This is a genomic window from Deltaproteobacteria bacterium (assembly GCA_023382265.1).
Lineage (GTDB): Bacteria > JAMCPX01 > JAMCPX01 > JAMCPX01 > JAMCPX01 > JAMCPX01.
The window spans coordinates 1-24,753 of the sequence record JAMCPX010000024.1 but is presented as its reverse complement, the minus strand read 5'-3'; the positions used below and the strand labels follow the sequence as shown (position 1 = coordinate 24,753).

Annotated in this window: 17 protein-coding genes; 9 read left to right on the top strand and 8 right to left on the bottom strand. The window is 38.3% G+C overall.

Features of this window, described 5'->3' with window-relative positions; all coding sequences use genetic code 11:
* Positions 1-62 precede the first annotated feature (62 nt).
* The 4 genes from M1381_04630 to M1381_04615 form a co-directional block, all read right to left on the bottom strand.
* Positions 63-2,483 carry a DNA internalization-related competence protein ComEC/Rec2 gene (locus tag M1381_04630; protein MCL4478372.1) on the bottom strand — a complete coding sequence of 807 codons (2,421 nt, stop codon included), beginning with the start codon at positions 2,481-2,483 and terminating at the stop codon, positions 63-65.
* Between the two features lie 140 nt (positions 2,484-2,623).
* Positions 2,624-4,387, bottom strand: coding sequence for a hypothetical protein (locus M1381_04625; protein MCL4478371.1), 1,764 nt, complete (start codon positions 4,385-4,387; stop codon positions 2,624-2,626).
* Positions 4,387-5,346 (bottom strand): GDP-mannose 4,6-dehydratase, encoded by a 960-nt coding sequence (locus M1381_04620; GenBank protein ID MCL4478370.1) that lies wholly within the window; start codon positions 5,344-5,346, stop codon positions 4,387-4,389. The genes M1381_04625 and M1381_04620 overlap by 1 nt, the downstream gene beginning before the upstream one ends.
* Positions 5,343-6,566, bottom strand: a complete 1,224-nt coding sequence (locus M1381_04615) for a glycosyltransferase (protein MCL4478369.1) — start codon at positions 6,564-6,566, stop codon at positions 5,343-5,345. Before M1381_04615 ends, M1381_04620 begins: the two co-directional genes overlap by 4 nt.
* A gap of 128 nt (positions 6,567-6,694) precedes the next feature.
* Between M1381_04615 and M1381_04610 the strand changes: the two genes are divergently transcribed.
* From M1381_04610 to M1381_04570, 9 genes are all read left to right on the top strand, one after another.
* Positions 6,695-7,384, top strand: coding sequence for a response regulator (locus tag M1381_04610; GenBank protein ID MCL4478368.1), 690 nt, complete (start codon positions 6,695-6,697; stop codon positions 7,382-7,384).
* A gap of 13 nt (positions 7,385-7,397) precedes the next feature.
* Positions 7,398-9,158, top strand: coding sequence for a hypothetical protein (locus tag M1381_04605; protein MCL4478367.1), 1,761 nt, complete (start codon positions 7,398-7,400; stop codon positions 9,156-9,158).
* Between the two features lie 524 nt (positions 9,159-9,682).
* Positions 9,683-11,359, top strand: a complete 1,677-nt coding sequence (locus M1381_04600; protein ID MCL4478366.1) for an ABC transporter substrate-binding protein — start codon at positions 9,683-9,685, stop codon at positions 11,357-11,359.
* A complete protein-coding gene (locus M1381_04595) occupies positions 11,356-12,756 on the top strand; it encodes a YchF/TatD family DNA exonuclease (protein ID MCL4478365.1) in 1,401 nt (466 codons plus the stop codon). The genes M1381_04600 and M1381_04595 overlap by 4 nt, the downstream gene beginning before the upstream one ends.
* Positions 12,757-12,838: 82 nt before the next feature.
* Positions 12,839-14,188 carry a S41 family peptidase gene (locus tag M1381_04590; GenBank protein MCL4478364.1) on the top strand — a complete coding sequence of 450 codons (1,350 nt, stop codon included), beginning with the start codon at positions 12,839-12,841 and terminating at the stop codon, positions 14,186-14,188.
* A 7-nt stretch (positions 14,189-14,195) separates the two neighbouring features.
* A complete protein-coding gene (locus M1381_04585; GenBank protein ID MCL4478363.1) occupies positions 14,196-14,519 on the top strand; it encodes a septum formation initiator family protein in 324 nt (107 codons plus the stop codon).
* Between the two features lie 322 nt (positions 14,520-14,841).
* The gene (locus M1381_04580) at positions 14,842-16,932 is read left to right on the top strand and encodes a diguanylate cyclase (protein ID MCL4478362.1); all 2,091 of its coding nucleotides are present in this window, start codon (positions 14,842-14,844) and stop codon (positions 16,930-16,932) included.
* 5 nt (positions 16,933-16,937) lie between these two features.
* A complete protein-coding gene (locus M1381_04575) occupies positions 16,938-17,657 on the top strand; it encodes a pyridoxine 5'-phosphate synthase (GenBank protein ID MCL4478361.1) in 720 nt (239 codons plus the stop codon).
* Between the two features lie 181 nt (positions 17,658-17,838).
* On the top strand, positions 17,839-18,255 hold the full coding sequence (locus M1381_04570; GenBank protein MCL4478360.1) for a ferritin: 417 nt from the start codon (positions 17,839-17,841) through the stop codon (positions 18,253-18,255).
* Positions 18,256-18,315: 60 nt separating this feature from the next.
* Here M1381_04570 and M1381_04565 read toward each other — a convergent pair whose 3' ends face one another.
* From M1381_04565 to M1381_04550, 4 genes are all read right to left on the bottom strand, one after another.
* Positions 18,316-19,689 (bottom strand): FAD-binding protein, encoded by a 1,374-nt coding sequence (locus M1381_04565; GenBank protein ID MCL4478359.1) that lies wholly within the window; start codon positions 19,687-19,689, stop codon positions 18,316-18,318.
* A 1-nt stretch (position 19,690) separates the two neighbouring features.
* Positions 19,691-20,587, bottom strand: coding sequence for an MBL fold metallo-hydrolase (locus M1381_04560; GenBank protein MCL4478358.1), 897 nt, complete (start codon positions 20,585-20,587; stop codon positions 19,691-19,693).
* Between the two features lie 76 nt (positions 20,588-20,663).
* Entirely contained in the window at positions 20,664-22,454 is a 1,791-nt protein-coding gene (locus M1381_04555) for a long-chain fatty acid--CoA ligase (protein MCL4478357.1), read from the bottom strand.
* A gap of 131 nt (positions 22,455-22,585) precedes the next feature.
* Complete coding sequence (locus M1381_04550) at positions 22,586-24,523, bottom strand: acetate--CoA ligase (protein MCL4478356.1); 1,938 nt, start codon at positions 24,521-24,523, stop codon at positions 22,586-22,588.
* Positions 24,524-24,753: the final 230 nt, after the last annotated feature.

Below are 24,753 nucleotides of genomic sequence, written 5' to 3'. Positions count from 1 at the left end.
TAATGAGAGTATCCTATAACTTTATTCAACGGAACTGTCCATAAAATTATGTTTGGACGGCATCATTTGATATAGGGAACGATATGTATCTTTTCTCCATCTGTTGTGACCTTTATTGCGCCGCTTCTGTCTGTTCTGAAAACGCGTACATCTCTTTTAAAAAACCTTTTTAAAACGGCTTTAGCGGGCATGCGGAATGCATTACCCTCTCCAACAGAGATGATAGCGATAGACGGTTTTACCGCATCTATAAAATCTTCCGTGTTTGATGTGTTGCTGCCGTGATGCGCTGCTTTTAGAATTGTAGCGCTTATTTTATCACCATACAAACCGGCAATTTCAAACTCCGCATCCTTCTCAATATCTCCGGTAAAAAGTATGCTGACCTTTTTGTATGTTATTTTCGTTATAATAGCGGTGTTGTTTATTGCCTTTTGTGATGCCAGACAGTTATCATGAGGTATTATGAAAAATTCAACCTTTGCACCATTTATGTCGTTTATTGAGGTGTAAGCATCAACAACATGCAGTACGGCATTTGAACCTTTTATGGCACGATCGACATTATCATATACAACGGTATCCGGATCGCAATCATTTTTATAAATATCTTTCGGCTTAAAACCCTTTATTATAAAACCGAGTCCGCCTATGTGATCAAATTGCGGATGCGACGCTACTGCATAATCAATTGAGGTTCTTTTTAATGACCATATATACCTTGCGACCACCGACTCACCTATATCGAAGTTACCGGAAAAACTGCCGCCTCCGTCTATGAGCATTGTTCTGCCGTAAGGAAATTCAATAAGAGCCGAATCACCCTGCCTTACGTCAAGGAATGTGATTGAAAGCTCTTTGTTATAATGCGTTTTATATACGCAGGCTCCTGCATCCAGAAACATGGCTAAGGCTGTTATACTAACTCCTATAATCGTAAACTTTGATCCAATACGTTTTATATTTAAAAAGAGGAGGACGATAATATAATAAAGAACAAGTTCCGATACATCCGGGGTTGGTAGAGTTATTGAAGTATAAGACAGGTTCGAGGCAGCTTTCACAAACTCCACAGATAGATTAATAATCAACGATAACACAGCAAAAAAATGGTTAGACAGCTGCGGCATAATGATTCCTGTTAAAGAAGACAAAAATGACAGAGGCAGTATAATATAGCCGAACAGAGGAATTATTATAACATTCAATAAAATGCCGAACAGGGGTAATGTATTGAAATAGTATACAAGAACACCGGCTAGCCCGATCGTAACAAAAAGGCTGACACATAACATTCCTATCGAACCTTTTAATACTCTTCCCAATATATGTTTCTGCAATATTGGCATATTCTCTGAGAGCCTTTTGATTAAAGGCCCAAACGCAATGATAGAGCCGACCGATAAAAAAGATAAATGAAAAGATACGCTGTAGAGTGCATAAGGCTCAAAGAGTAATATTATCAGTGCAGATAAAAATAATGCATTCCATCTTGCCTTATTCCTGTTTAATACAAAAAAGACAATATAAACTGTAATCATTATACAGCTTCTTATAACAGGCAGGTTGGCCCCGCTTATTAACACAAATGCAAAAGTCGGGAATATGGTAAATATAAGCGATAGCTTCGGTATGTTTGTATGCAGGCATAGATATCTAAGTCTTGACAGCAGAAATTTAAAGAATAAATAAAAAATGTGGCTTATAATTGCAAGGTGCAAGCCCGCTACAACAATGATGTGAATAATGCCCGTTGATGCAAATGCCTTTCTTATGTCCTGGGATACAAAGCCTTGTTCTCCGATAACAAGCGCCTCTATAATGCCTCTTGGTGCCTGTTCTTTAACATGAAGTTCGATTGTATCTTTTATACTCAGTCTTAAAACATCTATCATCCGGATAACGCTATTTTTAGATCTGTTAATATTTTTTTGTATAAGGGCTGGATCGTTTATATAACCGCCGAGGCTTATCCCTTTTCTTTCAAGAAAAGCAATATAATCGAAAGAGCCGGGGTTTTTATAATTTAACGGCTTCCTCGGTTTTGTATATACAGTGATATAGTCTCCTGTAAAATAATTTTTATTCTGTCCATATTTCGTAATAACTGTAATCTGAATAAGACATCCATAGGCATTCGTTATCCCGCCGTTGACCCTTTCTATTTTTAACAATAGTCTTTCTTTATCAGGATAAATGCCGACAGGTTCCTTTATCCAGCCTGATATATATATCTTCTTGTTATCCGAGCGGTTGATAAGATTACTTGCACAATTATCCGGCAAAGGCTTGTTTCGATATAATGAGAACATGCCTATAGACAATGCTATGGCTGCAATCCATACGTACCTGTTATCCACAAATAACCATACCAGCAAAATCAGTATACAATACATGATGTATGCATAAACAGGGATAAAGAATTGAATGGAACTTAACAGTATCCCCGAAACAAGTCCTATCAAAACAGGAAGAAGGCTCATATACTTTAAGGGATAGTACAGTATACGATTATTATCAATATTTTGATGAGTCTTTAGCCGAAAATGTATTTTAAAAAACCGGCAAAGGCTGTGGAGTAAGCAAAACAACGGGTCATTGCATATTTCTCGATTGAGCGGTTTTATTCTTCAAGTTTTAATGAAAATATTCTGAGTCTTATACCATTATTTTTACATACCGATTTTATCTTTTCTAACCTGCTGTCCTTTATTTTTGGAGTTGATATAATAACCTCGTTTATACTGTAATGTGTTATTACATCTTCAAGCTTTTCAATGCCTCCGATTACAGGATAGTTATGAATTGATCTCCCATGTTTTATTTTGTCATCGTCGATAAAGCATACAGGCATAAGCTCAAGTTGTTCATTGTTTAAAAGCTCATTTAAAGCAAATTCTCCGCCGTCACCCGCACCATAAATAAGAACTTTTTTTAGATTTTTACCGTTCGATCTCTTTAAAAACAGGTCAAATGATTTAAAAACATATCTTGAAAATGTCATCAGGATAAAAAGTAGTATGGCATATATAATGAATACGGTCCTTGAATAGCTGTTGAATCTCCATATAAACAGTATCCCAAGCATACTGAATATTGTGCCGATAACAATCCCTTTTATTATGATCCAGATTTCTGTTACACCCGTATATTTCCATACGGCTTTGTATACGCCCGTTGTGTAGAATGCTATAATTTGCAGCCCGAGTATAAGAGGCAGGGACTGGAACATGGTTACGGAATTCGTGTAAAAACTCTGCCCTTCAAATCTTAATATGTAGGCGCCATAAAAAGATACAAATATTAGAATGAGATCAAGCAGGATCTCAATGATCCTTCTTTTGTATGTTATATTTACAATAACAGATACAACACCCTTCTCATTTTTATTTGCGTCGTGAACTTTAATTTTTGACAAGTATATGCCGAGGAATAAAAGGAATAATATAAATAAAAATAGTGCCTCTATATAGATATAGATCGGAATACTTCTTTCAAAAAACGCTATAATCCCCGATAAGATGCCGACAGTGTACAGGAGGAGTACCGCACTCCTCTCCGATAAGCCTATTTTTACGAGCCTGTGAGATGTATGGTCTTTACCTCCTTTCATGGCGTCAAGACCGGACAGCTTTCGCATAAATACCACATAAATTGTATCAAAAATAGGTATAAGAAATATAAGGACAGGGAACAATATGATTTGCAGTAATTGTGCAGGTGAGTTGACTTCGGGAACGAGCACAATACTACCGAGCATAAACCCTATAAAAAGGCTGCCAGAGTCACCCATAAATATTGATGCAGGATTAAAGTTATAAATGAGAAAACCGGCGATTGCACCTATTAATGACAGCAAAAGCGATGATACGGAGGTATGAGTATTAGAGAAAAGGTACAGAAATATAAAAGAACCGGATATGATAGCAATACCCGCTGATAAACCATCCATATTATCAAGCAGATTAAACGCATTTGTGATGCCGACAAGCCATATAACAGTAATAAATATATCCAACGGGATGTTCCCGATTATGTCCCATTTTATGCCTGTAAAAAGTATAAAAGCTACTGCAACCGATATCTCTACTATAAGCTTTATAGGCGGTGTAAGATGTCTGAAATCATCTACAGCGCCCAGAAAAAAAATAACCGTTCCTGCTAATATGAGTGAAAGGCTATGGAAATCATTGCCCTTAAATAATAAGAATGATGTTACTGTAGAAATGTATATAACAATGCCGCCCAGCAAAGGGGTTGGTTTTTTATGCCATCTGTCTTCTGTTGGACTTGATATTATTTCCAATCTCTTCGCGAACCTTTTTACAAAGGGAATAAGTACAGCTGATACCGCCAGGCCAACGATAACCGGTAAATACTTTAACATCACTGCTTCATGTGGTTTATGATAATCTCAAGTGATTGTTCCAGATTTACCGAAGGTTCGTATCCTATCAATTTACGTATCTTTGATATATCAGGCACCCTTCTTTCCATATCTTCAAACCCTTTTCCGTATGCCTCATCATAGGGAATAAAAACGATTTCAGAATCACTTTTTGTAAGCGTTTTTACCTTTTTTGCGAGTTCAAAGATTGTAATCTCTCTGCTGTCACCTATGTTAAAAACATCCCCCTCTGCCTCCGGCTTTTCGAGCAGTATAATAGCAGCTCTTACGGCATCCTTTACATAAGTAAAGCTGCGGGATTGTGAGCCGTCTCCATAAACAGGAATCGGTTTGCCAAGCAATGCATTCTTTACAAACTTTGGTACAACCATTCCATACCTGCTTGTCTGTTTTGGTCCTATTGTATTGAAAAATCTTACAACCACAACAGGCAATTCCTTTTCTTCATGATATGCAAATGCAAGAAATTCATCAAGTGCCTTTGTGCATGCATAAGCCCACCTTCTTTTTTTTGTCGGGCCCAAAACCATATTGTTCATTTCGCTCAATGGATGCTCCTTATGCTTACCATAAACCTCTGATGTTGAAGTTATCAGTATCTTTCTTTTATAGGTGTTACATGCACTTAAAACCTTTGCTGTTCCAATTACATTTGTTTCTATTGTATCAACAGGCCTTTCCATGATCAGCTTAACTCCTACTGCTGCTGCAAGATGAAACACCCTATCCACATTACTTATGGCATCATTGATTATGTGTTCATTAAGTATTGTATCAATTGTCACATGCAGGTTCTTATTATTTTTAAGGTGTTTTATATTATCTAAACTGCCTGTTGAAAGATTATCAAGAATAAAAACCTCATCACCCATGCTAAGAAGTTCTTCTGCTAGGTGTGAGCCTATGAATCCTGCACCGCCTGTAATTAATGATTTCATTTTAATACTCCACTATAAAGCAAAGTCATGTTATGCAAAAGTCTTTTTATGTTAAAATTATTTTCTACAAATCTTCTTCCGTTTAATCCCATCATATACCCTGTTCCGGTATTATTTACAAGATATTGAATAGCTTTTATTATGCTGCCAGTTTTTGATGGGGCTATAAGCATTCCCCTCTCACATACATGTGTATCCGGTGAAATGGATTGTTTGATATTGCCTATAATATCTCTCACGCCACCGACATCGGTTGCAATTACAGGCCTTGCGGATGCGAGTGCTTCGATAATTGCGACAGGAGCACCCTCGTTTAATGAGCTTAATACAAAAATGTCCGTTCCTGCATAGATGTTCTGTAAATACTTTTGATAACCGAGGAAATGCACCCTTGTATTTAATCCATATTTGTTTACCAGTGCTTCAAGCTCATCCCTCAATATGCCGTCTCCCACGATAACAAGCCTTGAGGGAATATCTATTTTGCTAAGTGCCTTTATTAGATATTCATGCCCCTTTACGGGTACAAGTCTTCCAACGGTAGAGATGATCAATTCGTCTGAATTTGCAGATATTTGCTCTCTTAACACGCCAGATTTCTTTTCGATGCTCAGGAACGGTTCGAGATTATAGCCGTTATAGATGACTTTTATTTTAAGATCAGATGCTATTTTATATTTATTTACAAGTTCATGTTTTAACCTGTCACTTACTGCTATGATATTATCCGTAAACACGGCTAATATTCTTTCTATACGGATAAAAACAGATGTTTTGAATGTGCCAAAGTATTTATCAAATACATGGCCATGAAAAGTATGTACAAGCCTTATTCTTTCTTCTCCAAATCGCAGATGAGTCAGATTATATATAATCACGGCTGTTCTACCTATTGCTCCTGCTTTTGCAGTATGTGTATGCACGATATCGGGTTTATACTTTCCGACAATCGTATAAATGGAGAAAAGGGCGGACATATCATTTAAAAGTGAAATTTTCCTTTTCATTTTTTCTATATAGATAGGTTTTACCTCAAGTTCGTCTGCAAGGTAATCCATACTTTTTTCACCTTCAGATACATTACCTGCAACGAGTTTTGTTTCAAATTGATTGTCAAGATAGCGGGTTAAAAGGATTGTATGTATTGCAGGGCCACCTATGTTGAGCCTTGCTATGATTCTAAGTATCTTTGTTTTTTTATTTTTGCCGGGATTATCCATCGTTTTATACTACTCATACTAAGACGCCCAACGCGTCTATTCGTATCAGTATAATTTAACAAACTCCTATAAATATTTGACAAGTTATAATATTTTTTATATGAGTAAGCAAGCATAAGGGGGTAAATATGTTAAAGATTCTTTTGGTAGACGATATGAGGAACTTTCTTGACCTTGAGGTTTCATTTCTTAAAAGAGCAGAATGTAAAATCATAACAGCCAAGGACGGTGCGGAGGCATTAAAATTGGCAAAGATTGAGAAGCCTGATATAGTATTGCTTGACCTTGAGATGCCGAGGATGAATGGCATTGAGTGCTGCAGGATAATCAAGAGTGATCCATCACTAAAGAAACTCCCGGTTGTAATGGTTACCTCAACGGATAGGAAAGCAGAGGCTCTTAAAGCAGGGTGTGATGATTTTGTAAGAAAACCTATTAATGAGTCCTCATTTCTTGAAGAGATTAAGAAATTTGTAAATATAAAGATAAGAAAAGAAGACAGATATAACATAACAATAGAGGTTAAATATGAACACAAGGATAAACTTATCTCAGCTTTTACAAAAGACATGAGTTATTCAGGTGTCTCGATAATAACAAACGATATGATTTCGCTTAACACCGTGTTACCCATAAGTCTTATCCTTAATGTAAACGGGAAAGCGGAAACCCATAAATGCAAGGCGCGGGTTATGAGAACATTCAAAGAAGAAACGGACGGGCGTGCCATTCAGGGTGTAGGACTTGAATTTGTGGAAGCAGGACAGAAGATGATTACGGCGATAAAAGAGTACATAGGTAAAAATATAAAACATTAAGGGGGGATAGATTATGTACAGGAAAATGATTTTAATAGCGGCATCACTGGCAGCAGTTTTCTTTGTCAATAGCTGTAGTCCGTCACAGAATGCGACTCAGCAAAAGATAGACAGCCTTATAGCGCAGGGTAAGGTGCAGTTAACGAATCATCAATATACGGATGCAGCAACAAGCTTTGAAACGGTACTTACAAGTTATGATCAAAACAACAATCAGGCAAGGTTTGGGGCTGCAACGGCCATTCTGTTAAATCAGGTAGACGTCCTTGTTAATACCCTTTCATCGCTTTTAACAACATTCGGTTTTTCGGTGTTTAACAGTAGTTCACCTGTATTGATGCCTGAGTACAATTATCAAGGAACAACAGCTATAAACCAGCTTATAGGCAGTATACTCTATCAGGCTTTAATGATTTATGTTTATCAGGCAAAGGGTTATCTTGATGCCATTATCAAGAGCGGCGATAAGAATTTTACATTTCAGATAAATTCGTTTCCAATCTCAATCGCAAATCTCTATCCGATCGGTGATTTTGGCGGTACGTATGACATGGAAGAAGTTTATTATCTTGATGCAGTTCTAAATGGTTTGGACGGTGCATTGGATCTATTGATGTCGGTTAATATGGATATTCAATTAGGCCCTATCTTGTCCTATGTAACGGCTCCGGGCAGATTAAGCAATGTAAACATAGATACTATCATGGAGCTGTTAGGTTTTGTAATGGTTTCAAGTCCTGATGCATTGACAATAGAACCTGCGGATGGAATGCAAAATATTCAGGCAGCACAGCTTGCATTTTCAACAGCATTGCAGCAGTTGATAGACGGGGTTAATTTTATTATGAAACCGCCGCATGATGAATCAAACAACGTAATCACCTATGGTGTTAACAATAATGCGCAGTATCTTTATTTACATATAAAATCCATAACAGCAAATGGATATTCTACGGGCTCCGTACAAATACCCATTAGTTCATCTGCCGGAGGCCCGATAACAGAGATAGCACAACAGGTGGAGAATGATATAAACGGGGCTCCCAATGCACAGCCTGTAACATTCGATACTGATATTGCACCTGTGCTTTCAATGGTTGTTGTTACATTACTGCAATCAGGGCTTGTTCAGGGCATTCTTAATGAGGCGTTGGCAAGTTTAAGCGCGTCTTCGAAGAGTGAAATACAGCAATTATTGAAGTTTCTTTCTGTTGATACGCTTACAGGCATATTGACATCCTTGATACCCGGAAATATAGAATTGGATCTTAACCAGTATTTTAAAAATCCGTTCTCTTTGCGTTCTGTTTTTCCTGCGTGGGTTGTGCCCGGTTACTCAGGAACAACGATAACAGGCGATATATTTACAGCATCAACCGACCCGAATGCTCCGATTGTAACTACCATTATACTTGAGTACGAATGTAGCTCAAGCCAGATAAGCTTGTTTTACTGCCCCAAAACAGCAACTATTACAGATGTGCCGCATTTTCTTGGTCCTAATGGAAATGGTATACCAAATCCTGTTGTTACAGGTTCAACAATAGGTCCGATACCGCCTGATGGTATTGGCGGCAGCATGCCCTATATACCATTTATTGATCCAACACTTGGGAAAGTCCTGTATACGACAGCTACATGTACCCCTAACGCTGGTGGAATCAATGTATCGGCTACTTGCAGTGCATCAGGTACTGAGCATAATCCAAGCCTGCTCGAACTTAACTATTTAATACAGCGTATAGGACAGGCAATAACCAGTTTCCTGCCATAGAATAGAGGCTTTTAATAATTGCGGACCCATGTGTTTGCCTTTTTCATTTAGCGCAGACGCATGGGCCCGCCCCTTACTAACGGCAGGACTTGAATATCGGTATTTTATTGTAGGGGAAAGGCTTGTCTGTCCTGTTTGAATACATGCATTTAAATCACTCCAAAGTCAACGGCAAGCTCTATTCACAAGATGATTCAGTCATCCCAGCGATAATTCTTATTAAAATAAAGTATCTTTGTGTATAGAAATCTACTATTGTAAAATCCTCAGCGCATGCGCCACAGTGGTAATAAATTGTACTTTTATCATAAAAATACTCATCATGATCTACAACAATTACCTACCATGAATCCATAGTGCATGAGCATTTTTTAAAATCTTTTATTGTAACACCCTTATTCTTATTGTATCTTATAAAATTCATGAATAGCTTTAAATTAGCGTGTAATCAAAAAAATCATAAAAGGATTGTCAAAACCATAGACAATCAATTAGAAGAAAGTAAAAACAGACACGGGTGATGAATGAAAAGAGTTTTTGCTAATATACTTATATTACTTGCTTTACTTGGCGGCTGTAATTTTAGAAAGTACAGCAGCCTGCCAAAAAATATGCTTGTGACAGCGGTTATCTCTGATCCAAAAACATTTAATCCTATTGTTGCAAATGAAACAAGCTCAACCGATGTGCTTGACCCTGTTTTTATTGGATTAACAAGATTAAATCCTTTTACCTTGCGGGTTGAGCCGCAGCTCGCAAGTTCATGGACCATAAGCAGTGATAAAAGAATTATAACGATGAATTTGAAGCATAATTTATATTTTAGCAATGGTAAGCCGTTAACAGCGGATGATGTCGTATTTACTTTCAAGGTTATATACTCTCCGGATGTATTATCATCATACGGAGATATTTTTACTATCAAGGGTAAGCAGATAAAAGTTGAAAAAATTAATAAGTATACAGTTGAATTTATATTACCTGCCCCATTCTATCCATTTCTTGAATCACTCGGAGGATTGCCTATTTTACCTGCAAATATACTGGAAAAGCCGTTGTCTGCTGATCTCTTTGAAAAAACATGGAATATAAATACACCGCCAGAGGACATTATAGGTGCAGGACCGTATGTGATCAATACCTATGTGCCAAGCCAGTATATTATCTTTAAGAGGAACATTCATTATTATGCAAAGGATCAAAAAGGTGTTCATCTGCCTTATATAAATACCCGCGTTATACTTATTGTCCCGGATCAAGATACACAATATCTAAAATTTGTTACAGGAGAAACAGATATTTATGCGCCAAGAACAGATGAGGTAGCAAGACTTGAGCAGATGAGTACAAAAAAGCACTTTACAGTAAAAAACATAGGGCTTGATACAGGGATATTGTTTCTTTCGTTTAATAGAAACAAAAGGCATTATACAAAAGATGGCAAAATTAATCCAAAATATGAATGGTTTACAAACATAGACTTTTTAAAGGCTATTGCCCATAGTATTGATAAACAGGGTATTATAAATGATGTTTACAGGGGCTATGGAGAGCCTGCCGTTTCATTTATACCTCGCAATGTGCCGGTGTATCACCTTAACATGCCTGATTATAATTATGATCTCAGCAGGGCAGCGGCACTATTAAAGAAGGCAGGTTTTTATCTTAAAGATGGGAAACTTTATGATAAGCATGGCAATAGGGTTGAGTTTGATTTCTTCACTAATTCGGGTAACCAGCAAAGAGAAAGTGTTGCATCAATCATACTTGAGAATATTACAAGGCTTGGAATTAAGGTGAACTACAAGCCGCTTGACTTCAATACGCTTGTGGAAAAGCTAACAACAAACTTTGACTGGGATTGTGCCCTTATAGCACTTACAGGCGGATATGAACCCCACGACGGCGCAAATGTACTTATGTCAAACGGCATGCTTCATATATGGGATCCAAGAGAAAAGACACCTGCAACACCATGGGAAAAGGAGATAGATACACTTATGAATAAAGGTGCGGAGTCATATAATATAGAAAAGCGGGCTACGTATTATAAAAAAGTCCAGCTAATCTTGCATAAGGAATTACCGATTATACCCATTGTGAGGCAGGAAGACTTTGTGGCATATACGGACAGACTTGAAAATTACAGACCCACTGTATTTGGTAATTACAGATCCGAGATGATGAGGTTAAAACAATGATTAAAATTTATGATTCACACGCGCACCTGAATTTTGATGACTACAGTAAGGACAGGGAAGATGTTATTAAACGCGCATTCAATGCAAGGATAGAATTCATAATAAACATAGGTTCAGGCATGGGTATGAAAGGCAATTGCGATGCCGTTGACATTGCGAATGCATACGAGAATGTGTATGCGACAGTTGGACTCCACCCGCATGAGGCATCCCTGTTCAGCGGACAAACCCTTCAAGAAATAGATAAACTTTCGGACGAGCCAAAGGTCATCGCCATAGGGGAGGTCGGGCTTGATTACCATTATATGCATTCACCGGCAGAGGCACAGATAAAGGCTTTTGAGGCGTTCATAGAGCTTGCAAGAAAAAAGCGTTTACCTCTTGTTATCCACAGCAGGGACGCAAATAAAGAATCCATGAGTATGCTGAAAAAGGCACATGCAGGGGATGTCGGCGGTGTTATACATAGTTATGGCGGTGATATGGAACAGGCGGCAGAGGCAATTGAACTTGGCTTTTATCTTTCTATCAATGGAATTATTACATTTAAAAATGCAAAGTCATTAAGAGATGCGGTTGCAGAATTACCTGTCGAGCGGCTGCTTATAGAAACGGATTGTCCATTTTTATCTCCGGTGCCTTATAGAGGCAAACGCAATGAGCCGGCTTACACAGCGTATGTTTTAAAGGCAATATCGGAATTGAAACACATAAATGAAGATAAGCTGTCGGGCATACTGCTGGACAACGCACTCAAAGCCTTTGGTATCGGGACAGAAAAAACGATTGTATACGTGTTTGATAACAAACTTTACCTTAATATAACGAACAAATGCACCAATGTATGCGTGTTCTGCCCTAAATTTAAAAACGACTACTATGTAAAAAATTATCAATTGAAGCTGTTTAAAAAAGAGCCTTCTTATGAAGAGATTATCGGTGCGGTAAAGAAGCTGCCATTATTTGACGAGGTCGTTTTTGTGGGCTTTGGCGAACCGACGCAGCGGCTTGACATACTTATGTTAGTAAGTAAATGGCTTAAAGAACACGGCACAAAAACGGTACGGCTTGATACGGATGGGCTTGGCAATCTTGTTTATGGAAGGGATATAACAAAGGAGCTCAGCCGGTATATAGATGCTGTTTCGGTAAGCCTTAATGCCCCGGATGCAAAGACTTATATAAAACTGTGTAAAAATGAGTACAGCGATGCTTCTTATGAAGCTGTTATTGGATTTATAAAGCAGGCTAAAACGCGATTTAAGGACGTGACGGCAACGATGGTTGGGCTTCCCGATATTGATGTTAATGCAACAAGGGCGGTTGCAGAAATGCTCGGGGTTAAGTTCAGGGTAAGACCCTATTACAAAGGAACATTAAGGTACAAAACGGATTAAGATCCTATACGGATAAGTTACCATTTAAATTGATAAGTATTATATACTTGCCTTTGCTAAAAAAGGCAATATGATATAAGGTATGAAAAAAATAACCGTGGAGGAAGAAGAAATGAAGCCAAAGAATATTAAGAAGCTGATGATACTTATACTTATATTGGTGGTAACATCAGCAGTAGCAGCTACCATTGTTACTAAAAAGAATACCGAAAACAAAAACGAAAACAAGTATGAAGAGTTTAGTTTATTTACCTCTGTTTTAAATAAAGTTCAAAAAGATTATGTAGAACCCGTAAGTACACAGAAGCTTATATATGGAGCTTTAAAGGGTATGGTGAACTCTCTTGATCCTCATTCGGCGTTCATGACCCCTAACGAATATAGAGACATGCAGGTAAGTACAAGTGGTGAATTCGGCGGTGTAGGCATGACTATTACTATGAAAGATGGATGGCTTACGGTTGTGTCGCCAATAGAAGATACACCGGCAGCAAAAGCGGGGATTAAATCAGGGGACAGGGTTGTTATGATAGACGGTAAATTTACCAGGGAAATGACACTCGAGCAGTCATTAAACATGATCAGGGGACCAATCGGGACAAAAGTTACATTAACCATTATGAGGGAAGGTTTCAAGCAACCCAGGAACTTCGTTCTTACAAGGGAGATCATAAAGATTAAAAGTGTAAAATATGCGGTCCTGGATAATAATTATGGTTATATAAGGATCTTACAATTTCAGGAAACAACAAACAATGAATTGGAAAAAGCCCTTAAAGCCATACATGAAAAGACAAACAATAATGTTCGTGGTTTGATCATTGATCTTAGAAATAATCCCGGTGGATTGTTGAATCAGGCTGTTGATGTTGCTTCCCGCTTTGTTAAGAGCGGCTTGATTGTTTATACAAAAGGCAGGTTGCCGGATCAGCAAATCCAATTTAAGGCGGATGGAAAGGATGTAGAACCCGATTATCCTATAGTTGTACTTATCAACGGCGGTACAGCAAGCGCTTCAGAAATAGTGGCAGGCGCGTTACAGGATCATCGTAGAGCAATCATTGTTGGTACACCGAGTTTTGGGAAAGGTTCTGTCCAGACCATTATTCCTCTTGACGATGGCTCTGCACTCAGGCTTACGACGGCGCTTTACTATACTCCAAATGGCAAATCGATTCAGGCAGAAGGCATACAGCCTGATATAACCATGCATGAAGAAAAAATCGTTGGTGTAGAATCAACCAACATATTCGCTATTAGAGAAAAAGACCTTGAAGGCCATTTCCCCGCGACGGAAACATTGCAGAAAACAGAGAACAACAAAGAAACTAATTACGAACAGGAACTATTTAAGGATAATGAGATAAAACGTGCACTGGACATATTGCAAGGCATATACATGTTTGGAAAGGTAACGCAGGCGAAGGAATGATCTTAAGATGAAGTGGTTTAATAGATTTCTGTTTATATTTGCTTTAGCTCTTGCATTTTATACGATATTCTCGCGCGGCGGCTTATACGATTTATGGAAATCAAAAAAAACCGTTTCACAGCTAAAGAATAAAAGAGATCATTTACTTGAGCAGGATTCACAACTTGCAGGAGAGATAAAGTTACTCGAAAATAATGATTTTTATATAGAAAAAATAGCCCGGGAAGAACTTGGTATGGCAAAAAAAAACGAGATCATTATCAGATTCAAAAAGAATAAGATTGGTATACCTGTTACTGCACCTACAGAACAAAAGCCAGCGCAAAACTAATCTCAGATTTTATGTAGTGCAGTATATTGCTTAACCCAAAAATGTATTTATAACAAATCCTCCCCTTTACTAACACACAAATAATGCTGGACACGGGATGGCTTGACTCCTTGAGATAAGAGGGGCTGGGGGCGTTATGAAATTTATACGCAATGACCCAACTCTGGGACAATGATGTTATGAAAAAATTTGAAGGCAGATTAAATGAAATAAAGGGAAAAATAACTCCCGACCCATGCCTTGCATGGGTACCCCGAACAAATGAGCAGACTTCCTTATTGCATTTTTTGGTTTAACTGTGTAAATAAGGTATGTGTTTTATATGAGCAATCAAAAAGTCAGGCAGATTATTGTAATAAGCTTATTTGTTATTTTTTTGGGTGTTGCGTCATCAGGCTATCTATTCAGTACTGTTTCCAATAAATTCAGTCTGTTTCTTCTCGCGTTCATAGGATTATTTTTTGTTTATACAATCTTAATATACCTGCTTTCACATTATCAGCAAACAATTAAAGATATAATGCTGTCTTTATTTATGAGCATAGTATTTATTATAGCTCTCCAGTACGGAGATTACGCATTTAAAACAAATTTTACAGCTTCTATTTACATGTTATTTGCTATTATAACGATTGTCTTTGGAATTGTTTCCGGATTGCTTGCAGTGATCTATGGTATTGGCATCTTATTTTTGAGAGCCTATATATATTCTTTGCCGCTGCATAACGATATTTTTTATGCAGTGATCTCAACGTTAACGGTATTAACTATCGGTCTAATACTAAAGCACCAAACAATAACAATAAAGTATCTGCGAAATCAAATCAGCATGCTCAGGGAAGCACCTGTGAAATTCAATATAATTCAAGGAGCAGAAAAAGATAACCCTAAGTATTCGGAGATAATATCGGAAGAGGGGCTTAAGAAGGAAAGAAGCAGGTTGATGACGTTGATGAATGAAAGGTTATTTTCTATCGTAGAAACGATTCGTTCAGCGATCCATTCGTATACAGTTATTTTATACCTTATAGACAAGGATTTACAGTTAAAAGGCAGAGAAATATTATCAAACAGTGAGTGGATCAATATGGATAATACCGTAGGCAATGATGATACATATATCGGCTGGGTATTGAAAAATAGAAAAAGTGTGCTGCTCAATGAGATGAAGGATGAAATAAAGAATATTCCCTACTATACAAGAAATGAAGGGATAAAATCTTTTATGGCTGTTCCTGTTATAAAAAATGATGATGTGATAGGTATTATATGTGCAGACAGCCTTGAGGTGCAGGCTTTTACGGATGAGCATGTTAAGATTCTTACTGTAATTGCGAACCAGATTGTGGATCTTATGGATAACATGGAACTGCAGTACAGGTTAAGGTACGATATGTATGAAAAGGGGGCTATGTACATATTTGTAAAAAATCTTTCAAGCCGTATAAACTCATCCGAGATAGGCACTATTGCACTGCAGGAGATCAAAAGGATTACAAACATGGATACGGGGATATTTGCATTGAGAAGCAATGAGGAGACGTATGAAATTGTGTCGACCTATGAAATCGGCGATAATCTTATCGATAAAGAATTTGTTATAGATACGGGTATGATTCTTGGTGGAGCAGAGATAAAAGATGTAAGCTCAATTAATCAGTTTTATACATCGCAGATGAAGCAGATCTCGCCATCACTCTGTGATATTTATGAACCGGATAAAAAATTCAAATATGTATCATTCATATCGTTACTCGGTAAGGAGGAAGAGGTAGGGTTAATAATATTATTTATGGAAAAGCCGCTAAGCGAAAGGCTAAGCATCATCCTGAACACACTTATCAGTCAGATCGCCATATCGCTTTATAACTCCATACTATTTGATAAATTAGAGAAACTTTCCATTACCGACGGTTTGACAGGACTGTATAACCACAGGCATTTTCAGGGTTATCTTGATGAAAAGATAAGGGAGGGACAAAGATATAAGCATAAATTATCCGTAGTCATGATGGATATAGATCACTTTAAAACCATAAATGATACGTACGGTCACCCATTTGGAGATACTATCCTTAAAAAGTTTGCCTCTATTGTTATGCAGACAATAAGAGATGTTGACTATGCTGCAAGGTATGGCGGGGAAGAGTTCGTAGTTGTTCTGCCAAACACAGATACGAATGGCGCATTCAAGATCATAGAAAGGTTGAGAAAGAAAGTTGAAGCAGTAACATTTGGTGATGGAGACATTGAAGGTGTTAAGATTACCATAAGTATAGGGGTTGCCTGTTTTTCAGAAGACGCCAAAAATAAGCAAGAACTTATAGAGCATTCTGACAATGCACTTTACTATTCTAAAAAAAATGGTAGAAATAAAACTACCATTTATGCTAATATTATACATGAGGATTAAAAATTATGAAAAAGCTTGGGGTTAATATAGATCATATAGCAACCATTAGGCAGGCAAGAAAGATCGCAGAGCCCGATCCGGTATCAGCGATTTCTCTTATTGAACTTGCGGGAGCGGATAGTATTGTTATGCACTTAAGAGAGGATCGCAGGCATACACAGGACAGGGATCTTGAACTTGCCCGCAGGCTAATCAAAACAAAGTTTAATCTTGAAATGGCATCTACACAGGAGATGATTAAGATAGCCCTTGATATTAAACCGGACACCATAACCATTGTGCCCGAGAGGAGAGAAGAACTTACAACAGAAGGAGGGCTTGAAGTAAGTTTGAATGTGGAAACATTTAAAAAACACATAAGGCTGTTTCATGATGCAGACATAATTATCAGTCTTTTTATAGATCCAGAAATAGATCAGGTTAAAGCATCACATAGGGCAGGTGCTGATGTGGTTGAAATAAGCACTGCACGATACAGTGAAGCAAAAACAAGGGACGAACGGGAAAAAGAAATTCAGCGGATAATAAATGCGGTTATAACTGCGGAAAAACTGAAGCTAGGTATTGCAGCAGGACATGGGTTAAACTACGTAAATATCGAACCATTGACAAAGATTGATAGTATAACAGAATACAATATAGGTCATTCCATTATAGCAAGGGCTGTCTTTATCGGACTCGAGCATGCTGTGCGGGAGATGAAAGAAAAGATCAATACAAGATGAATTCAGTAAATCTCGTTTATTAGAGCTGTTCTTTTTTGTTGCCTATTGAGTATTTTATCATAGTTTTCAGTAACAGTGATTACTATTATCTATGCATTTAAACATGTTTGTATAACTTTTTTCTTTGCAATTATTTCAAAAAAGTGTTATTGAACTATGAAAATTATAGGAAGGAGGAAATATGGCAAGTAAAAAACTTTTAGACATGTTAAATGATGCTATCGCAAGAGAGCTTCAGGTCTCCATTCAATACATGTGGCAGCACGTCATCATAAGAGGACCATTTGCAGATGCTGTCGGGGAGCCGATAAAAAAGATTGCCATTCAGGAGATGCAGCATGCTGAGAAAATAGCAGAAAGGCTTGATTACCTTGGTGGGATTCCAACGGTAAAACCAACACCCATAGAAATAAGCGGGGAACTAAAGCAGATACTGGCCAAAGATATAAAAGACGAGGAAGACGCAATAGGACTTTACAGGGATATTATTAAAGCAGCTATTGCAGAAAATGATGTGGTTACAAAGAAACTGTTTGAAGACATACTTGAAGACGAAGAAGATCATCATAATACATTTACAACACTTGCAGAACAGTAATAAAAGAATTCAGGGCAGACATGCGTGTCTGCCCCTGATATTGTATTTTTTAGGTTAAACTCATACAGCCTTTCCTGGATTCATTATATTGTTGGGATCAATAAGCACCTTGATAGCCTTCATAAGATTATAAGTTTGTGCGGATAACTCTTTTGTTATGTAAGGGAGTTTTGTAATTCCTACCCCGTGTTCGCCCGATATAGAGCCTCCCAGATTCAAAACAAGATCAAATGTCCGTTCAACCGCACTTAAAGCCCTTTTATACTCCGATACATCTTTTGCATCGTATAAAAAGTTTACATGTATGTTTCCGTCACCCGCATGACCGAAATTTGCATAATGAACGTTTAAAGATGCACCGATCTGCTCTACACCTGCCACAAGTTCCGGCAACTTTGATAAGGGGACAACAATATCTTCGTTCAGTTTGTCCGGTTTTATTCTTGCAAGTGCAGGTGAAATTGCCCTGCGCGCCTTCCACAAATTATCGGCGTCATTATTGTATGCGATCTCCAAAGATATTGGTAAATATCTTTCACATGTGGTTTTTAGCTTATTAAGATCTGCTCGTATAGTTTCTTCTGAGCCGTCTACTTCTACGAGCAGGGCAGAGCCTGCACGCAGGTCAAATATATTCTTTCCCTGATAGAGAGATACCGCTTTTATGGATGCCTGATCCATAAACTCAAGTGCCGATGGTAAGATGCCAGTATCAAGTATAGCGGTTACGGTTGTTGTAGAGGTGTGTACATCACTGTATGAAACAAGCATAGTAGCTTTTGTTTGGGGCTTTGGAATGAGCTTTAGAACAGCTCTTGTTATTATGCCTAAAGTTCCCTCTGAGCCTATAAATAGATCATTAAGATTGTATCCGACAACGCCTTTATGCGTGTACTTGCCAAGCCATAAAATGTCTCCGGATGGTAAAACAACCTCAAGCCCGAGCACGTAATTTGATGTTGTTCCATACTTTATCGCCCTTAAGCCGCCGGCGTTCTCAGCGATATTTCCTCCGATAGTTGAGAATTCATGACTTGCCGGGTCAGGGGGATAAAACAGATTTACTTCCTGTACAGCATTCTGTAAATCACCCGTTACGATACCTGGCTCGACCTCAGCGATGAGATCGGGCTTTTTTAGTGACAACAGGTGATTCATTTTTTCCATAGACAAAACAATTCCGGCAATAATGGGTACAGACCCGCCTGTAAGTCCTGTACCCGCCCCTCTTGGCACAACCGGGATCGATTCATTATTTGCTGTCTTAACAATTTCAGAAATCTCTTTTACGTTTACGGGGAATACCACAACATCCGGCTTATGGGCTATTTTTGTTGCATCATAACTGTAAAGGGTTTGAGATTCCTGATCCGTAAATACTCTGTCAGGGCAGATCTTTTTTAATTGTTTAATAACAGCTTTTTGAAGAGACATATCAGTTTACGGTATAATAAACTAAACCGTTCTGTTCAAAACTCGTTACCATTTCCTTTTCTTCAAGTAGATCAAGATGCCCTACGACTTCTGAAATACCAAGAAACAGCTCCTGTTGTTTTAAATTCTTAAAAAGCATGTTCATAATATCATACGGCGTAGCCGGTTTATCCTTTATAAGCTTGTGTATTCGCATCATACGTTTGAAATGAAAGTTCATTAAATTTTGTATAATAGCTTTGTGATCATTGATGATTTCAAAATGGCCCGGATAAACTTTTTCAATATCCATGTTGTAAAGCTTATTTAATGTTCCAATGTATTCTACAAGGCTTTTTCGTCTTCCGCCTGTATCATCAACATCGAGCAGGGGATTGGGTGATAGTCTTGATAATAGAGTGTCACCCGAAAACATAATACGTTTATCTTTATCATAAAAGCATACGCATCCTTTTGTATGCCCGGGTGTATGTATAACCTCCAGTGTGCCGCCATCATAGCTTATCTTTGTACCGGTTTCTATTATGGATATGTGCAGCGGAATTTGTGCAAAGGTGTCGAAATATGATGATGTGTCTTTTAATCCCTTGAACAACTCTTCGGGTATTCCGTATTGTTTTAGGTATTCTGCGTATGAAGGCATATCATAAGATCTGCTTATATTGCTTAGCTCATTTTTATGTGCGTACACATTTTTAGCAATACCATCGTCGATTAATCTTTTAGCGGCCCCATAATGATCGATATGCCCGTGTGTTAGATAAATATTATCGATATACTTTATATCGTGTTCACGTAAAAAGGCTAACAAGACATTATAAGATTCATCCGAATCTGCGCCTGTGTCTATAAGGATCGGGTCTTCATGACCAATGACGTACACGTTGACATGTTTCATTTGCATAAAAGGTAAAGGGAGACAAACCTTATAAATGATTCCTCCCTTTGACCTTATAAACGGCTCATCTATTATATTAAACGTACAGTTCCTCTATTGTATCCTTATATTTTTCCATAACAACCCTTCTTTTTATTTTAAGGGTTGGTGTTAATTCACCCGTTTCCTGAGAAAATTCGGTTGGAAGCACTTTAAACTTTTTTATGGTTTCATACTTGGCAAGTGATGCATTAACATTGTCAATTGCGTTTTGGATAAGTGCAACAACCTGAGTGTTGCTAACAAGCTCTTTTCTATCCTTGTAAAGGATATTGTTCTGTTTTGCATAAGCCTCTACTGCATCAAATTTCGGAGTAACGAGAGCAACGCAGTATGGTTTTTTATCGCCTATCATAGCTACCTGCTCGATATACCTGTTCATTTTTAAAAGGTTCTCGATAGGCTGCGGAGCAATATTCTTTCCGCCCGCTGTAACAATAAGGTCTTTTTTTCGATCCGTTATATGCAGATAACCCTCATTATCAAGAAAGCCGATATCACCTGTGTGAAACCAGCCGTCTTTATCTATGACTTCCTGTGTTGCTTCGGGTTTTTTAAAATAGCCTTTCATGATCATGGGCCCCTTTGCCAGTATTTCGCCGTCCGGAGCAATTCTTATTTCACAGTTTGGAATAGGCTTGCCTGCTGTTCCATACTTCATTTTGCCAAAAGGGTTTACCGTAAGGACAGGGGATGTTTCCGACAATCCATAGCCTTCTATAATCATTATGTCTGCGGCATAGAAAAACTCGCCGAGCTCTTTAGATAGCGGAGCCCCGCCTGATACAAAAAACAGCAATCTCCCGCCAAGGATCTCCTTAATCTTTCTGAATACAAGCTTTTTTGCAATTGCATATTTCAGATTTAAGCCAAATGGAATCGGTTTACCGCCAAGTTTATAAGGCATTGTTTGTTTGCCGGTATCAAGTGCCCAGTAAAATATCTTCTTTTTTGAAGAAGAACCAGTCTCTACTCCTTCAATGATCTTTGCGTACATCTTTTCATAAACCCTTGGCACGGATACCATAACATTGGGTTTTACCTCTGCGATATTGCTTATTACCTTATCTATACTTTCTGCATATGCTATGGTTGCGCCGTAGAACAGCATTGTGTAGTAGCCCGCCATTCTCTCAAATGAATGACTTAAAGGCAGGAACGATAAAGCGAGGTACGTATCCTTTATCGGCACATATGCTTCAACGTCTTCACAATTTGTAAGTAAATTTTTATGCGTAAGCATGGCTCCTTTCGGCTCGCCTGTTGTACCGGATGTGTATACAATTGTAAGCAGATCATCCGGCTGTATAGTATTATAACGTTTTTCAATAGCTGCTTTATCTTTTGCAGATGCGCCAAGGCTTTTTAATGATTCAAGACTGATTATAAAATTCTGATCAGGGTTTGTATCGGGAGAGTCAAATACGATCACTTTTTTTAATTTTGGGATGTTAGATCTTATCTTCATAATCTTATCAAGCTGTAATTTGTTTGATGCAAATATAAATCGTGCCTCTGAATCATTAATAATGTACTCAACCTGCTGAGGTGTATTTGTTGCATATATAGCTGCATTTACACCGCCGGCGGCTACGATACCAAGATCGGCATGTGCCCATTCAGGCCTGTTCTCAGCAAGTATGCAGACATTTTCACCCTTGTTTAAACCGAGTTCTAAAAGACCGAGGGCAATATGTTCTACCTCACCTTTCATTTGATTCCATGTAATATTCACCCATTGCCCTGCCCTTTTGTATTGTTGAACAGGCTTATCCCCATACTTGTCGGCTTGCGAGAAAAACATTCCAGGAATACTTTTATACTTCATATTATACCTCCTTTTATAAGGTTTTAGCCATTTATTTAAATTAAGTCAATATCTTCTGCACTCTTCGATTTTACCTGTGCAAGACGAATGACACATTTACAGATAAAAAACTTAATACTGCAATTTACCGGTCAAATAGCATGCTCTATAGCTACGAGTGCCGATACATTATCAAGAGATGAGATATCTTTGATCTCCTCACCAAGATATTTTGCCTTTACAAACCTTCTAAGTATCTTTGCATTTCTGGTTTTCGGAAGCTCTGTAACAAACTTAACTGTTTTAGGCTGCATTGATTTGCCAAGTGCATTTGCGACAAGATGAATCAGCTCTTTTCTCAATTCTTCCGAGGGTTCATAATGCTGCTTGAGTATTACAAAGCATACGAGTACTTCACCCTTTAACTCATCGGGTACACCTATTGCTGCTGATTCTGAAACAGCTTTATTCGAAACAAGTACCGATTCTACTTCTGCCGGACCAAGTCTTTTCCCTGCTATCTTTATCGTATCATCAGATCTGCCATGCAAGAACCAATATCCGTCTTTGTCAATGGATGCCCAGTCGCCATGCACCCACACATGAGCCCATCTGCTCCAGTATGTATCTATGTAACGCTCTGAATTATGCCATATCCCTCTTGTCATACTGGGCCAGGGTTTTTTACAAACAAGTTCACCAACTTTATTGCGGATCGGTTTTGCATTTTCATCAAATACATCTACATCCATACCGAGTGAAGGCCCTCCGAGCGAACAGGGTTTTAAAGGTTTAACAGGATGTACGGAAAGGAAGCATGCGCCGATTTCCGTACCGCCCGACAGGTTTATAATGGGACATCTGCCCCGGCCAACGTTTTTATACAGCCACATCCATGGATCAGGATTCCAAGTTTCTCCTGTCGAACCAAATATACGAAGACTTGAAAGATCATGTGATGATACCCATTCGTCCCCGTTTCGCATAAGAGCCCTTATGGCAGTCGGTGATATGCCAAGTCCTGTAATCCTGTGTCTTTCTATCATATCCCATAATCTGTCAGGTTTAGGATAATCCGGTGCGCCTTCGTAGAAAAAGATCGTCCCGCCTAATGCAAGTCCGCCGACAACCTCCCATGGTCCCATGATCCAGCCCATGTCTGTAAACCAGAACAGGATATCTTGATCCTGCAGATCTACCTGAAAGGCAAGCTCTTCTGCCTGTTTTACAAGAAAGCCGCCGTGAACATGGACAGCACCTTTTGGCTTACCCGTTGTGCCTGACGTGTATATGACCATCCACGGCGTTTCCGATGCAAGCCTTTCGGACGGCACAACAGCGCTCTTATCTTTTATAAAATCATCCCAGCTTATATCCCTTGATTCTGTCCATGGAACATCAATATTAAGCCTTTTAAAAACAACAGTATGTTTTACACAATCGCACACCCGTAAAGCTGCATCTGCTGTTTTTTTCATCTCAACGATACTACCCTTTCTATAAAAGCCATCCGCTGTAAAAAGCACCTTTGCAGATGCGTCATTAAGCCTTGATGCTATTGCCTCGGGACCATATCCGGAAAAAATAGGAATAAAAATAGCCCCTATTTTTGCTATGGATAGAAGGACTATTGCTGTCTCTGGAACCATTGGCATAAACACACCTACAGCATCACCCTTGTTAATTCCAAGTTTTTTTAAGCCGTCCGCAGCCTTATTAATCGTTTGATAAAGATCAAGGTATGTGAGTTTTCTAACAGCCCCATCCTCGCCTTCCCATACAAGAGCAGCCTTGTGACGTCTATATGTGTTTATATGCCTGTCGACACAATTGTGAACAATATTTATTTTACCGTTAACAAACCATCTTGGCCATTCTATCCCGTTCTTTGTATCAAGCACTTTTCCGTATGGTGTATACCATTCTATACCGAGAAATTTATTAACGGCATCCCAGAACCACTCAATATCCTTTTGAGAACGTTTAACAAGGGTATCAAAATCTTTAATCTTATTCTCTTTCATAAATGCATGGATATTACTATTTGATACGGTCTGTTTAAAACCTTTCCAGTAAAGTTTTTTAGGCACCAGATTTTCCTCCTTATGATATGGATCGACAGCTTATCTCCATTAATATTTACTCTTTAAGATGTCAACTTTTCGATGAAAGATGACACCATAGTCTTTCATATGTTAAAGCCACGTCAATATGTCAGTTAATTACCACGTGAAAATGTCAGTAAGCGTATTCATTAGACAGCCATTTTTAATTGAGAATGCTCCATTAAGGTACCCTTAATCCTGCGTGTCACGGCATC

Coding starts and splice junctions, on each gene's coding strand:
- M1381_04630 (MCL4478372.1), bottom strand. CDS start 2,483: ATGAGCCTTCTTCCTGTTTTGATAGGACTTGTTTCGGGGATACTGTTA.
- M1381_04625 (MCL4478371.1), bottom strand. CDS start 4,387: ATGTTAAAGTATTTACCGGTTATCGTTGGCCTGGCGGTATCAGCTGTA.
- M1381_04620 (MCL4478370.1), bottom strand. CDS start 5,346: ATGAAATCATTAATTACAGGCGGTGCAGGATTCATAGGCTCACACCTA.
- M1381_04615 (MCL4478369.1), bottom strand. CDS start 6,566: ATGGATAATCCCGGCAAAAATAAAAAAACAAAGATACTTAGAATCATA.
- M1381_04610 (MCL4478368.1), top strand. CDS start 6,695: ATGTTAAAGATTCTTTTGGTAGACGATATGAGGAACTTTCTTGACCTT.
- M1381_04605 (MCL4478367.1), top strand. CDS start 7,398: ATGTACAGGAAAATGATTTTAATAGCGGCATCACTGGCAGCAGTTTTC.
- M1381_04600 (MCL4478366.1), top strand. CDS start 9,683: ATGAAAAGAGTTTTTGCTAATATACTTATATTACTTGCTTTACTTGGC.
- M1381_04595 (MCL4478365.1), top strand. CDS start 11,356: ATGATTAAAATTTATGATTCACACGCGCACCTGAATTTTGATGACTAC.
- M1381_04590 (MCL4478364.1), top strand. CDS start 12,839: ATGAAAAAAATAACCGTGGAGGAAGAAGAAATGAAGCCAAAGAATATT.
- M1381_04585 (MCL4478363.1), top strand. CDS start 14,196: ATGAAGTGGTTTAATAGATTTCTGTTTATATTTGCTTTAGCTCTTGCA.
- M1381_04580 (MCL4478362.1), top strand. CDS start 14,842: ATGAGCAATCAAAAAGTCAGGCAGATTATTGTAATAAGCTTATTTGTT.
- M1381_04575 (MCL4478361.1), top strand. CDS start 16,938: ATGAAAAAGCTTGGGGTTAATATAGATCATATAGCAACCATTAGGCAG.
- M1381_04570 (MCL4478360.1), top strand. CDS start 17,839: ATGGCAAGTAAAAAACTTTTAGACATGTTAAATGATGCTATCGCAAGA.
- M1381_04565 (MCL4478359.1), bottom strand. CDS start 19,689: ATGTCTCTTCAAAAAGCTGTTATTAAACAATTAAAAAAGATCTGCCCT.
- M1381_04560 (MCL4478358.1), bottom strand. CDS start 20,587: ATGAAACATGTCAACGTGTACGTCATTGGTCATGAAGACCCGATCCTT.
- M1381_04555 (MCL4478357.1), bottom strand. CDS start 22,454: ATGAAGTATAAAAGTATTCCTGGAATGTTTTTCTCGCAAGCCGACAAG.